This is a genomic window from Vibrio porteresiae DSM 19223, assembly GCF_024347055.1.
GTDB lineage: Bacteria > Pseudomonadota > Gammaproteobacteria > Enterobacterales > Vibrionaceae > Vibrio > Vibrio porteresiae.
On record NZ_AP024895.1, the window covers coordinates 2962800 to 2976447 of the forward strand.

Annotated in this window: 12 protein-coding genes; 5 read left to right on the plus strand and 7 right to left on the minus strand. The window is 43.2% G+C overall.

Going from position 1 to position 13648, the window contains the following annotated elements:
• Positions 1-14 precede the first annotated feature (14 nt).
• Entirely contained in the window at positions 15-2120 is a 2106-nt protein-coding gene (gene ppk1 / locus OCV11_RS13500; RefSeq protein ID WP_261893472.1) for a polyphosphate kinase 1, read from the plus strand.
• Positions 2104-3603 carry an exopolyphosphatase gene (ppx, locus tag OCV11_RS13505; protein WP_261893473.1) on the plus strand — a complete coding sequence of 500 codons (1500 nt, stop codon included), beginning with the start codon at positions 2104-2106 and terminating at the stop codon, positions 3601-3603. Before ppk1 ends, ppx begins: the two co-directional genes overlap by 17 nt.
• 60 nt (positions 3604-3663) lie before the next feature.
• On the opposite strand, the gene OCV11_RS13510 is transcribed toward ppx, so the two are convergent.
• Genes OCV11_RS13510 through phoB form a run of 3 tightly spaced genes read right to left on the minus strand, consistent with a single transcriptional unit; the run spans position 3664 to position 6649 of the window.
• Positions 3664-4647 (minus strand): PstS family phosphate ABC transporter substrate-binding protein, encoded by a 984-nt coding sequence (locus OCV11_RS13510; protein ID WP_261893474.1) that lies wholly within the window; start codon positions 4645-4647, stop codon positions 3664-3666.
• Positions 4625-5941, minus strand: coding sequence for a phosphate regulon sensor histidine kinase PhoR (gene phoR, locus OCV11_RS13515; protein ID WP_261893475.1), 1317 nt, complete (start codon positions 5939-5941; stop codon positions 4625-4627). The genes OCV11_RS13510 and phoR overlap by 23 nt, the downstream gene beginning before the upstream one ends.
• 18 nt (positions 5942-5959) lie before the next feature.
• Positions 5960-6649 (minus strand): phosphate regulon transcriptional regulator PhoB, encoded by a 690-nt coding sequence (phoB, locus tag OCV11_RS13520; protein WP_261893476.1) that lies wholly within the window; start codon positions 6647-6649, stop codon positions 5960-5962.
• Positions 6650-6839: 190 nt separating this feature from the next.
• Between phoB and rdgC the strand changes: the two genes are divergently transcribed.
• From rdgC to OCV11_RS13535, 3 genes are all read left to right on the plus strand, one after another.
• Positions 6840-7754, plus strand: coding sequence for a recombination-associated protein RdgC (rdgC, locus tag OCV11_RS13525; protein WP_261893477.1), 915 nt, complete (start codon positions 6840-6842; stop codon positions 7752-7754).
• 140 nt (positions 7755-7894) lie between these two features.
• Positions 7895-9295 carry a prephenate-dependent tRNA uridine(34) hydroxylase TrhP gene (trhP, locus tag OCV11_RS13530; RefSeq protein ID WP_261893478.1) on the plus strand — a complete coding sequence of 467 codons (1401 nt, stop codon included), beginning with the start codon at positions 7895-7897 and terminating at the stop codon, positions 9293-9295.
• A 2-nt stretch (positions 9296-9297) separates the two neighbouring features.
• Positions 9298-9552, plus strand: a complete 255-nt coding sequence (locus OCV11_RS13535) for a YfhL family 4Fe-4S dicluster ferredoxin (RefSeq protein WP_261893479.1) — start codon at positions 9298-9300, stop codon at positions 9550-9552.
• Between the two features lie 39 nt (positions 9553-9591).
• Here the strand turns inward: OCV11_RS13535 and nfsA are convergent, their stop codons facing one another.
• From nfsA to OCV11_RS13555, 4 genes are all read right to left on the minus strand, one after another.
• Positions 9592-10314: an oxygen-insensitive NADPH nitroreductase gene (gene nfsA, locus OCV11_RS13540; protein ID WP_261893480.1), complete on the minus strand. Its 723-nt coding sequence runs from the start codon at positions 10312-10314 to the stop codon at positions 9592-9594.
• Between the two features lie 18 nt (positions 10315-10332).
• On the minus strand, positions 10333-10665 hold the full coding sequence (locus OCV11_RS13545; RefSeq protein WP_261893481.1) for a DUF1904 domain-containing protein: 333 nt from the start codon (positions 10663-10665) through the stop codon (positions 10333-10335).
• A gap of 321 nt (positions 10666-10986) precedes the next feature.
• Positions 10987-11886 carry a dienelactone hydrolase family protein gene (locus OCV11_RS13550; protein WP_261893482.1) on the minus strand — a complete coding sequence of 300 codons (900 nt, stop codon included), beginning with the start codon at positions 11884-11886 and terminating at the stop codon, positions 10987-10989.
• Between the two features lie 99 nt (positions 11887-11985).
• Positions 11986-13164: an AAA family ATPase gene (locus tag OCV11_RS13555; protein WP_261893483.1), complete on the minus strand. Its 1179-nt coding sequence runs from the start codon at positions 13162-13164 to the stop codon at positions 11986-11988.
• Positions 13165-13648 lie beyond the last annotated feature (484 nt).

Here is a 13648-nt window from a genome sequence, read left to right on the forward strand (position 1 = left end):
CGAAGGTATGGTACATGAGTGCGGAAAAGCTCTACTTAGATAAAGAGTTAAGTTGGTTATCTTTTAACGAAAGGGTTCTCCAAGAAGCGGCTGATAAAAGTGTCCCGCTGATCGAGAGAATTCGCTTTCTTGGTATATTTTCTAATAACTTAGATGAATTTTACAAGGTTCGCTTTGCGGATGTAAAACGTCGAATCGTGATCAACAGTGAGCAAGGTGGTAACAACAGTGCCAAACATCTGCTCAGTAAAATGCAAAGTAAAGCGTTCAAACTTAACCAAGACTTCGACAATCTTTATAACGAGCTTATTTTGGAAATGGCTCGTCGCCGCATTTTTCTGGTAAACGAAACCCAACTCGATGAGAATCAGCAACGCTGGATAGCCAACTACTTTCGCGATCAAGTGCTTCCTCACATCACACCACTGTTGATGAAAGATGACATTGATGTCATGCAGTTCCTTAAAGATGAATACGCCTATATCGCTGTCGATTTGAAAAAAGGAACTGATTCTAAGTATGCTCTGGTTGAAATTCCAACCGATCAACTCCCTCGCTTTGTTCTGGTTCCCGAAGCCAAAGGCAAACGCCGTAAGACCATTATTTTATTGGATAACATCATTCGCTTTTGCTTAAACGATATTTTTAGTGGCTTTTTCGATTACGACAGTTTAAGTGGCTATGCAATGAAGATGACTCGTGATGCGGAATACGATTTAAGTCACGAAGTCGAATACAGCTTACTGGAGCAAATGTCCGAAGGCTTGAGTCAGCGCTTAAGTGCTATGCCTGTGCGTTTCGTTTATGAACGTGAAATGCCAAGTGAAATGCTCAAATTCTTGTGCGACAAACTTAAGATATCCCATTACGACAGCCTATTACCGGGCAGTCGTTACCATAACTTCAAAGACTTTATTGGCTTCCCAAACCTTGGCCGCGACTACCTAGAAAACAAACCATTGCCTCCGATGCGTTGCGCTGATTTTGAAGGATACGCTAACTCTTTTGACGCGATTCGCGACAAGGATATTCTGCTCTATTATCCATACCATCAATTTGATCATATTACGGAATTAGTGCGCCAAGCCTCGTTTGATCCTAAAGTCATCTCGATCAAGATCAACATCTACCGCGTTGCAAAGGATTCCCGCTTAATGAATTCTTTGGTTGATGCAGTTCATAACGGCAAACGTGTGGTTGTAGTAGTGGAGTTGCAAGCGCGCTTTGATGAAGAAGCAAACATCGAATGGTCCAAGATCCTTACCGAAGCTGGAGTGCAAGTCATCTTTGGTGTTCCGGGCATGAAGATTCACTCCAAGTTACTGCTGATCTCCCGTAAAGAAGGCGACGAATTCGTTCGTTATGCCCACATCGGCACCGGTAACTTCCATGAGAAAACCGCGCGCATCTATACCGACTTTGCCCTATTAACGGCAGATAAAGAACTGACCAATGAAGTGCGCAATGTCTTTGGTTACATTGAAAATCCATTTCGCCCGGTGAAGTTTAACCATCTTATTGTTTCACCTCGCAATTCACGAACACAACTTTATCGCATTATCGATAGTGAAATCGCTAATGCGAAAGCAGGTAAAAAAGCTCAAATCAAACTGAAGGTAAACAATCTGGTTGATAAGGGCTTGATCAATAAACTTTATGGAGCCAGTGCCGCTGGCGTAAAAGTGGACATGATCATTCGCGGTATGTGCTCATTGGTTCCGGGTGTCGAAGGTGTCAGTGATAACATTCGGATTATCAGTATTGTCGATCGTTACCTTGAGCACCCACGGGTGATCATCACTCATAATGATGGCGATCCTCAAGTGTGGATCTCGTCAGCTGACTGGATGACTCGCAATATTGACTATCGCATTGAAGTCGCAACTCCGATTCGCGATACACGCCTTAAACAAAGAATCATCGATATCATCAATATTCAGTTTACCGATACGGTAAAAGCTCGTTTAATAGATAAAGAGATGAGCAATACTTACGTCGATAGAGGTAATAAGAAGAAAGTGCGCTCGCAAATCGCCATCTATGATTACCTAAAGAATGTTGAGAAACAGACTCGTAGTAAACTGAAGAACAAAGAAGAGACCAATGAATCAACCTTATGACTCTAGAGATATCGCGGCAATCGATCTTGGCTCCAATAGCTTTCATATGGTCGTCGCCAAAGTCATCGATAAGGACTTACAGATTGTCAGCCGTCATAAACAACGTGTTAGGCTCGCATCGGGTTTAGATGACAACAAAAATATTGATGAAGATGCGTTCTCCAGAGGACTTGATTGCTTAGCTATGTTCGCTGAGCGTCTGCAAGGATTCCCAACAGAAAATGTCAGAATTGCCGCGACGCAAACACTGCGCATTGCCAATAATGCTCATATGTTTTTGCAACGTGCCCGTGATGTTCTGCCATTCCCTATCGAAATCATTCCTGGTACGGAAGAAGCACGTCTCATTTATCTTGGGGTTGCTCATACTCAACCTCAAGCTGAATCTATGTTAGTGGTTGATATTGGCGGCGGTAGCACTGAGATTATCATTGGTCAGGGGTTTGATGCTGAGTTGGTAAGCAGTAAGCAGATGGGCTGCGTCAGCTATACCAACCGATTCTTTGCGGACAATAAGTTGTCGAAAAAGAACTTTGTTGATGCCATTCTCGCCGCGCAACAACGCCTCGAATCCATCGCCAGCAAATATCGGAAGAAGGGCTGGAAGATGGCATTTGGTTCATCAGGAACGACTAAAGCCATATATGAAGTTCTGGTCGGCATGGGCTTTAATGATGGATTAATCACCCTGGAACGCCTAGATAAATTGATCGACCGCCTATGTCATTGGAACAATATTAGTGAAATTCAGTTAGATGGTTTAAATGATGAGCGTAAGCCTGTGTTCGCTGCTGGCGTTGCAATCATGGCGGCTATCTTTCGCGATCTAAAAATCAAAGAAATGCACTTCTCCGATGGCGCTTTACGTGAAGGGCTACTCTATGAAATGGAAGATCGCTTTAAATACAGTGATATCCGTTTACGTACAGCAGAAGCTCTTGCGAATAAACATGCTGTTGATCTTGAACACGCAGCGAAAGTCCGTGGCTATGCGAGTGAGTTTTTAGAGCAGGTTGCAGGTGATGTCGGCATCAAAAAAGAGAGTGAACTCTCTACTCTTTTGGAATGGAGCGCGCTGCTGCATGAAGTGGGGTTAAACATCAGTTACCAAGCCTTTCACAAGCATTCAGCATACATATTGCGTTATACCAACATGCCTGGTTTTAACAATGAGCAACAACAGGTTCTCGCCACTCTAGCTCGCTTTCAGCGCAAAACGCTTAAACTCAATGAAATGGAATCCTTTTCTCTATTTAAGAAAAAACAGATTCTTGGTTTGATTCGCATTTTACGTTTAGCCATATTGGTTAATGGTCAACGTAACGACGATCCCCTTCCTGAGTTACAACTCTCAGTAAAAGATGATGTATGGACTCTGCGTTCAGAAAACACTAATTGGTTAGAAGACAATAAGTTGCTCCAAGCCGATTTACAAACAGAGCAGCAATACTGGTCAAATGTCGGGTGGGAATTGGTATTCTAATCCGTGCTCCCTTCCCAACGAACTTAGGCTTGGGAAGGGATAGACTATAAAAGCTAAAGATTACGGTTCGATACCTACTTTCGCTAATTCTGTCTGCGCAACTTCTGCCGGCACAGCTAAATACCCTTCACGCTGAACTAAAGCTTGACCTCGTTTAGAGTAAATAAAACGTACAAATTCTCGCGCCAAAGGTGAAAGCGGCTCTAACGGATTTTTATTCACATAGACATATAAATAGCGAGATAGTGGGTATTTGCCAGCAACAATGTTGGCTTTAGTCGGCTCGACAAAGTTCTCGCCCTCTTTTGCTATCGGAATCAGTTTGACACCAGAAACTCGATATCCCATACCAGAATAGCCAATCGTCGTGATCGAAGAAGCAACCGACTGAACGACGGACGCCGAGCCTGGCTGCTCATTCACACCGCGCCGAAAATCCCCACCACAAAGCGCAACCTGTTTGAAATACCCATACGTACCAGACACGGAGTTACGACCAAACAGTTGGATACTGCGTTTCGCCCATTCATAGGGAATCCCTAACTGAGCCCAAGTATTCACTCGTTGCGAGCTGCCACAATTGAGTGTGGATGAAAAAATACTATCGATTTGCTGGAAATTCAGCCCTTTGATTGGGTTATCTTTGTGTACAAACACACCAATAGCGTCAATCGCAATGCGCAGCTCCGTGGGTTTATAACCATGTTCGCGCTCAAACGCATCCATCTCTCTTGCTCGCATTGGACGACTCATAGGACCAAACTGAGCAGTCCCATCGGTTAAAGCCGGAGGTGCAGTCGCAGAGCCAGAGGCTTGAACTTGAGCATTCACGTTTGGGTAAATAGACTTAAAATCTTCGACCCACGCAGTGGTTAAACCGGCTAACGTATCAGAGCCGACGGTACTTAAACTCCCAGTAATACCAATACTTTTGGTGTAATCAACCAATTCGCTCTCTTGAGCCAATGCTGAACTGGCACACAACAAAAAACCGAAAGCGCTTACTCGCAGCCAAGCCGAGTTAATTCGTTTTCTTATTGTCATGTATCACTAATCTCTTCGGTAAAATAAAAGAAAACTTACTTCCCACACCCACTTCACTTTGGATTTCCAAGCGAGAGTCATGATGTGACAACGCATGTTTTACAATCGCTAATCCTAAACCACTGCCCCCAGTATCACGGGAACGAGCTTTATCCACACGATAGAAACGCTCAGTCAATCGATGTAAATGCTGGGGTTCTATACCATCCCCCGTATCGATCACTTCTAAACAAGCTCCCTGCTTAGACTCAAACCATTTCACCGTTATCGAAGCACCAGGAGGGGTATATTTCACAGCGTTATAGACCAGATTCGAAATGGCACTACGTAACTGATCTTCATCCCCCAGCACCGTAAGCTTTTTATCCACTTCAAAACGGAATATATGTCCGGCATCACCACTTAAGCTTTGCGCTTCTTTTTCTAAAATCTCTAACATCATTGGCACTTTGACTTCCTGATCCAGCTCGTGCATTGGCGAGGCTTCAATCTTTGAGAGAGTCAGAAGTTGATTGACTAAACTATTCATTCGCGCCAATTGCTGAGACATGACACCATGTGCTTTAGTCCACATTGGACCAACGAGCATGTCAGGGTCTTCGGTCATTTCCAGATACCCTTGCAATACCGTCATCGGTGTACGTAGCTCATGAGAAACGTTAGCAAAGAAATTACGGCGCATCCCTTCAAGCTGTTTTAGTTGCGTCACATCGCGCACCACCATCAGATGCTCACCTTCGGTATATGGCACGATACGCAGTTCTAACGAACGTTCAACGTTGAGCGGAGAACGCATCTCTAGTGGCTCAGTAAAATCATCTTTTTGCAGATATTTTATAAAATCAGGTGTACGAATCAGGTTAGAAATGGGCTGACCAGAATCGTCAGGCCAATGAAAACCAAGTAGATGTTGCGCTAAACGGTTGCACCAAACGATATTCCCCTCAGAACGGAAAACGACAACTGCATCAGGGAGAGATTCTGCACCATTACGGAAACGACGGATGAGGTTACTCAGCTCTTTACGCTTTTTGCGTTGGCGCTGTTGCAAACGGTATAAACCGTTAAACAAAGACTCCCATTGCCCAGAACCAGAGGGTGGAGTTAAACGCTTTTCATCCCAAAGCCAAGCGGAAAGACGAATTTGATTGTGCAGATGCCATAATAACTGCATTGCTGTTGCAGCTAAAAGTAGCCAAGACATATAGCCGAAGATCCAGCCAATGACGATCCATGGTAAGTAAAAAAAAGCCAGCTCCCAGGCCAGCTTTTTCCAAGTAAGTCGTTCAACCATAATCTCGTTGAAATTTCCTTATGCTTTGGTTGAGAACCGGTAACCCGCTCCACGCACCGTTTGAATCAGTCGGTCATGACCTGCATCTTCCAAAGCTTTACGTAGACGACGAATGTGAACATCGACAGTGCGATCTTCTACATACACGTTGGTTCCCCAAACGTTATTCAGAAGTTGCTCACGACTGTACACACGCTCTTGGTGAGTCATGAAGAAATGCAACATCTTAAATTCAGTTGGCCCCATATCTAAAGGCACATCTTCTGCTGTCACACGATGAGATACAGGATCCAATTTTAATCCTTGTACATCGATAACGTCTTCAAGTGCAGTAGGTGTAACACGGCGAATAACCGCTTTTAGTCGAGCAACCAGCTCTTTGGGTGAAAAAGGTTTGGTGATGTAGTCGTCTGCACCGACCTCTAAACCACGGACTTTATCTTCTTCTTCACCGCGAGCCGTTAACATCACCACAGGGATGTTACGCGTCATATCTTCGCGTTTCATATGCTTGATAAAGTTGATCCCACTACCGCCAGGTAACATCCAATCTAGCAAAACAAGATCAGGGAAGGGTTCGCAGAGTTTGTTGACCGCAGTATCATAATCTTCTGCTTCAACAGCTTGATAGCCTTTCTGTTCGAGTACGAAACAAAGCATCTCACGAATAGGCGCTTCGTCCTCTACAACCAGAATCCTTCTAGACATAATTGAATAACCTTTGCTTTTAATCAACGCTACGCATTATCAGAAATAATTATGACACTTTTGTGACCTTTGCAAACAATTTTTCATATAACTTTCGCAGCAAATTCATGATCAATATCTGACTATTCCATAAGACATTAGGATTCAAATCTCCTATTATGTTTCGCTTTCGAACAAGGAAAAGAAAAATATGTGGTTTAAAAACTGTATGGTTTACCGCGTCAATCGCGATGTAAATTTCAATGCTGATAAGCTAGAGCAACAGCTGGCTGAGTTTAACTTCACCCCATGTGGCAGTCAGGATAAACAGAAATTTGGCTGGGTTCACGCTATGGGAAAACATGGCGACATGATGACTCACGTCAGTGAAGACCGCATTTTAATCTGTGCCAAAAAAGAAGAAAAAATGCTTCCAGCGTCAGTGATAAAAGATTCTCTTGCAGAAAAAGTGTCACAAATGGAGGCCGAAGAAGGTCGTCCTCTTAAGAAAACAGAAAAAGACAATATCAAAGACGATATTATCATCGATCTATTGCCACGCGCCTTTTCACGCAGCCATTTAACCTATGTACTTATCCTTCCAAGCCAAGGCTTAATTCTGGTTGACGCCAGCAGCTACAAAAAAGCCGAAGATGTGTTGGCTCTCCTACGTAAAAGTATGGGCAGCTTGCCAGTGGTTCCTGCCATTCCAGAAACTGCCGTAGAAACAACAATGACTGAATGGGTCAAGAGTGGCAACCTACCGCAAGGCTTTGGCCTTCTGGATGAAGCAGAACTTAAATCACTGCTTGAAGATGGCGCAACGATTCGTTGTAAGAAACAAGAGCTCACTAGTGATGAGATTCTAAGCCATATTCAAGCGAATAAAGTGGTCACCAAGCTTGCACTAAACTGGCAAGATCGAATCAGTTTTATCCTTGGCGATGATTGCAGCATTAAGCGTATTAACTTCAGTGATGAACTAAAAGATCAGAACGAAGATATTCCACGTGAAGATCAAGCGGCTCGCTTTGATGCCGATTTTTCACTCATGTGTGGTGAATTAAGCACTCTATTGCCTAACTTATTCGATGTATTAGGTGGTCTTCCTAATACCAACGAATAAAACCACAGTCACTCTGATGATATTTATCAGGGTGACTGCCTCTCACTACTATTCATTCGCTTCAATTTGACGTAAAATTTGCGCCCCTCAATACCATCAGGTGGTATTGAACTGACTTGAGATCAGACAGAGAAGAAGCAATGACCACAGAAAAAACATTCGTTCCAGAGCTATTGTCACCCGCTGGCAGCCTAAAAAACATGCGTTATGCCTTTGCTTACGGTGCTGATGCCGTTTATGCAGGCCAACCTCGCTACAGCCTTCGTGTACGTAACAACGAATTTAACCACGAGAATTTGGAAATCGGCATCAATGAAGCCCATGCCCTTGGTAAAAAATTCTACGTGGTATGCAACATACAACCACATAACTCGAAGCTTAAAACCTTCATTCGCGATTTAAAACCTGTTGTCGACATGGGTCCAGATGCACTAATCATGTCTGATCCAGGTCTGATTATGATGGTTCGCGAAGCATTCCCAGAAATGACGATTCACCTCTCAGTACAAGCAAACGCAGTTAACTGGGCGACAGTAAAATTCTGGGCAGCAAATGGTGTGGAACGCGTTATCGTTTCTCGTGAATTATCTCTAGAAGAAATTGAAGAAATTCGTGAGCACTGCCCTGACACCGAAATCGAAGTATTTGTTCATGGTGCTCTATGCATGGCTTACTCTGGTCGTTGCCTACTATCTGGCTACATCAACAAACGCGACCCTAACCAAGGTACGTGTACCAACGCTTGCCGTTGGGAATACAAAGTAGAGCAAGGTAAAGAAGACGCTGCAGGTCAAATTGTTGAAGCATTCGATCCAAACGAAGCTCAAGCTATTGAGGTTCAGGAAGAACGTCCAGACAATACGATTGGTCTTGGTAAACCTTCTGATGAAGTTGTCCTGCTATCCGAAAGCCACCGTCCAGAAGAAAAAATGGCAGCCTTTGAAGACGAGCATGGTACTTACATCATGAACTCAAAAGATCTTCGTGCAGTTCAACACGTTGAGCGTCTAACCAAGATGGGCATTCACTCGCTGAAAATCGAAGGCCGTACAAAATCGTTCTACTACTGTGCTCGTACGGCACAAGTTTATCGTAAAGCGATTGATGATGCCGTTGCTGGAAAACCATTTGATGAGTCATTGATGTCCACATTGGAAAGCCTTGCTCACCGCGGTTATACCGAAGGGTTCCTTCGTCGCCATACGCATGATGCATACCAAAACTATGATTACGGTTACTCAGTGTCTGATGCACAACAGTTCGTTGGTGAATTTACCGGCAAGCGTCGTGGTGACCTAGTTGAAGTTGAAGTGAAGAACAAATTTGTCCTTGGCGATAAACTTGAGTTGATGACCCCTAAAGGTAACGTTGTCTTTACTTTAGAAGCGATGGAAAACCGTAAAGGTGAATCTGTTGAAGATGCTAAAGGTAATGGCCACTTCGTATTCATCCCTGTACCAGAAGAGATGAATCTAGAGTACGCGCTGCTAATGCGTAACCTAAACGATGGGCAAGATACTCGTAACCCAACAGGCAAATAGTCATGGCATTACTTATCACAGCAAAATGTACCAACTGTGATATGTGTGAGCCAGAGTGCCCGAACAGCGCAATATATATGGGGGATGAAATTTATGAAATTAACCCCGATTTATGCACTGAATGTAAAGGGCACTATGAAAAGCCGACATGTCAATCTGTCTGCCCGATCAATAATTGTATTATTACTGATCCTAAACGTATTGAGACAGAAGAGCAGCTCCTTGAGAAATTCGTTATTATTCAAGGTCTCGCATAATAGTTAACAAAAAGCCCAATCATACGATTGGGCTTTTTACTATTTTTTCGCTAAACCTTTTGACTGCAAATAGCCCAATATAAACGGGCGAGACTCTTTAGAAAGATACGCGGTAATCTCTTTCGACCAGCCAACTTGTTTTACATTGCTACTACGAGACAAATAGTACTCATGCATCGTTTGATCATAACCATCAATCAAAGTCTTATCTAAAGGATGGTAGCTATCAGTATGAACTACAACATCTAATGGTAAGCGTGGCTTTTGCTCTGGACGCTGCGCTGGATGCCCCAAGCACATACCAAATAAAACAGCGGTGTGCGCAGGCAACTCCAGTAATGCATCCACTTCGACAGGATTATTTCTTAACCCGCCAATGAACACTCCACCTAATCCTAGAGATTCGGCAGCGAGTAAGCAGTTTTGCGCCATGATTCCTGCATCCACAGCACCAACAAGAGTCAGCTCCATAAATTCAGGTTTAACATCCGCATTTAACTCGCAGTGACGTTGAAAATCGATACAAAACACCAAAAATTCGGCGGCCGATTCAACATAGGCCTGGTTCCCCGCAAGCTGTGCTAGCTTCTTACGTTTATCAGCATCCTTTACACGGATTACGGACAGCACCTGCATAAAATGAGAGGAAGACCCTGACATTCCTGCCTGAATAATTGTTGAAAAGTCTGACTCGGTAATCGCTTCATCAGTGAATGCACGTATTGAACGATGTGCCATTATGGTATCAATAACTGAATTCATAACTTAGCCTCTAATTGATTAATAATGCTCCGCATTATCGTAATAGCCTTTAGGATCCAAAGCGGTAAAAATAACAGCGATATTCGTTTCTGCACCAACAATCGCTTTTAATTGTTCAGTCAGAATTTTGGCCACTTTATCTTGTGTTTCTTGCCCACGATCGAACCAAAGTACTTCAACAAATGGATACGCAGGTGCTACAACCCCTTCAAAAAAGAAAGTGGTATAGATGTATTCGAATGTAAAATCTTGGCGGGGAGAGTTCATCAAAGGTTGAAGTTCATCGATCAAAACATTCGACAAAGCTTGTACGGTTTGCGGTTCGACCGCTCTAAAACGAAAATGTGGCATCAGTAAATCCTTCTGTTTTGCTTGATGATAACAGCTAAGGATGCTTGCTGCGAATGCTGATTAGTTAACGAGAGGTGAACAGTGCTGCGAAAATCAGTAATAAAAAAGGCGATCATTCAGCCTTGATCGCCTTTCAACCAATCTTCATTAGAGTGTCTAAATGATTGGTTTGAGATTATCCCTAATGTCTAACTAACCACAGTGGACTTGATAATCTGTCGAGAAATGTACTCAACAACGACGACTTTATCACAGTCATGGATTTTTTAAAATGATAATAATTATCATTTAATTTTTATTGGCAATATATCACATGAAAAATTAGGCATCACGTAAGTGTTTTTTGAAGAAATCTAAGGTTCTTTGCCACGCCAATTCAGCCTCTTTGTCAGCATATCGAGCGGTAGAGTCGTTATGAAACCCGTGATTTACCCCTTCATAAACAAAAGCTTGGTACTGAGCATGATTTTCTTTAAGTACCCTTTCATAACCTGGCCACGTTTTGTTTACACGGTCATCCAATGATGCAAAATGTAACATCAGTGGTCCCTTAACTTTAGGAACCAAACTTTCAGCAGCTGGAGTGCCATAAAAAGGAACACCTGCATCAAGCGTTTGGGGAAGTGAAGCCGCTAACATATTTACGATATAGCCACCAAAGCAGAAACCAACCGCCCCAAGCTTACCATTTGATTGTTCGTGTTTTTTCAGATAGAGAGCTGATGCGATAAAGTCGTGTTCTATCTTAGTTCGATCAAGTTTACTTTGCATGGCTCTTCCCTCATCGTCATTACCTGGATAACCTCCGACGGGGAAAAGCGCATCAGGCGCTAACGCCATGTAGCCAACTTTAGCTAATCGACGCGCAACATCTTCAATATACGGATTCAATCCTCTATTTTCATGAACAACAAGCACCACCGGATAAGGCCCAGCTGATGTAGGTCTAACTAAATACCCACGAGCCTCTCCATAGCCTTTCGGAGAGGAGTAGGTTACGTAGGATGCAGTTATATCAGGGTCGTTAAAAGAGACTTGCTCAGCTAATGCATAATTTGGCAACAATGCGGAAGTCAATGTTGCCATAGAAAATCCTACAACAGCTAACGCACTTAAACGCCGCATAAACTCACGACGGTCAATCACTCCATGAGCATATTCGTCATACCAATCAAAAGCTTCTTGAGGTATGGCATTATCCTTTTTACTGCACTCCATCATTCTATCCTTAATAAAATAAGCTCAGCGCCTAACTCTATTAAGGCAATACCCAACTTTATTAGTCAAGTATCATAACGTAACTATTTCTAACTTAGTGCTTCAACTCGGCCAATGCCACACAGGAGTATCAAACATACCTTGGTCACATATGTAGGTTTCCCCAAGTTCTTTATCTAGACGAATAGCATTGCATTCGGGGTATTCTTCCAGAGCCCAAACGAGTTCTTGTGCATGTGAAACCACCCAAACTTGGGTTTCATTAGCAGCTTTAATAATGAGACGCCCTAAGGCAGGAAGCAAATCAGGATGCAGGCTTGTTTCTGGTTCATTTAACACCAGTAAAGAAGGTGGACGAGGAGACAACAAAGCGGCAACAAGTAACAAATAGCGCAATGTCCCGTCAGATAGCTCAGCGAGCGACAGTGGGCGTAGTAGACCATGTTGGTTGAATTCGAGGGAAAAACGCGACTCATACACTTTGGTAAACGATATGCTCGCACCAGGAAATGCATCGCTAATCGCACTCTGCATACCTTCTCTATCCCCTATTTCATGGATCGTACGTAAAGCGGCTACCAGATCATGACCATCGTGGCTTAAAACGGGTGTACGAGTACTGATTTGAGGCTGGCGAATAGGAGAGTCACGATCCGTGCGAAAGGAATCATAAAAACGCCAGCTATCAATCTGTTTCTTGACAGCAAACACCTCTGGGGCTGCCATAGGATCCGCAAGTTCAGATAAGAGACTGTCGAATGTAGCTAAATGCTGAGCATGAACCTGCCAACTACGCCCTTGTCTAACCTTCGCTGCAGGACCAACACGATCCACTAAACAGCTAGCAGGTCGATAGTAATCTCCTACCCAGATACATTCTCGACGAACCACAGGATCAGCAGTAAACATTGTTAGATCGCGCCCTCCACCAACAGGGGGTGGCGGAAGACCCAAAGAAATACAAAAGCCAAAATCATCACTGGAAAATCCAAGGTCAATACGAGTCAATGCCTTTTCATGCTTGCCTTGAACGTCACTTTTACCAGCTAATTCCGCTTTGGTAAAACTGGTGGGGCCCGCCCAAAATGAAGATAGGATACCGCCATCATGAGCTATCGAGGATACAACGTTACCTTTAGCTACGTCAGATAACAGTCGCAGTGATTTATAGAGGTTCGACTTACCACTGCCATTAGGACCAGTCACGACATTAAGGCGATTCAATGGAATGATAACTTTTTTAAGTGAGCGGAAATTGCTGACAGAAAATGATTTGAGCATACTAACCAACGGAATTTCATTTCATTATGAATTGATTATCATAAATAAATATCCTGAAGACTACCCCATTAAAAACATTAAGAAAATTTAATATAAGGGAAAAGTCATCTTAAATGACATAAGGTTAAGGATAACTCTCATCACTGGTCATACAGCTTATCTTACGGCTTTACCAAAAAATGAATACAGAAAACCTTTACTCTCGCTAAGGTTCATTGTTTTGAAAGGATTGTTTTGAAAGAGGAAATAAAGAGGTGTATCGAAAACTTGGCTGAACTAATTGTCCAGACATCATTTTTCATCAACATAAAAATATAAAGCCCCAAATATCTCTGAGGCTTATCGCAATCGTAGGCATTGGTAATGTAAAAATAAAAAGCCCCAGCATTGCTGATAAGGCTTTAAATTATGGCAGGGCGGACTGGGCCGGCACTCCGGAGATTCGACTGGACTGGCAATCCAGCGCTCGAAGCGGATTCTTCTA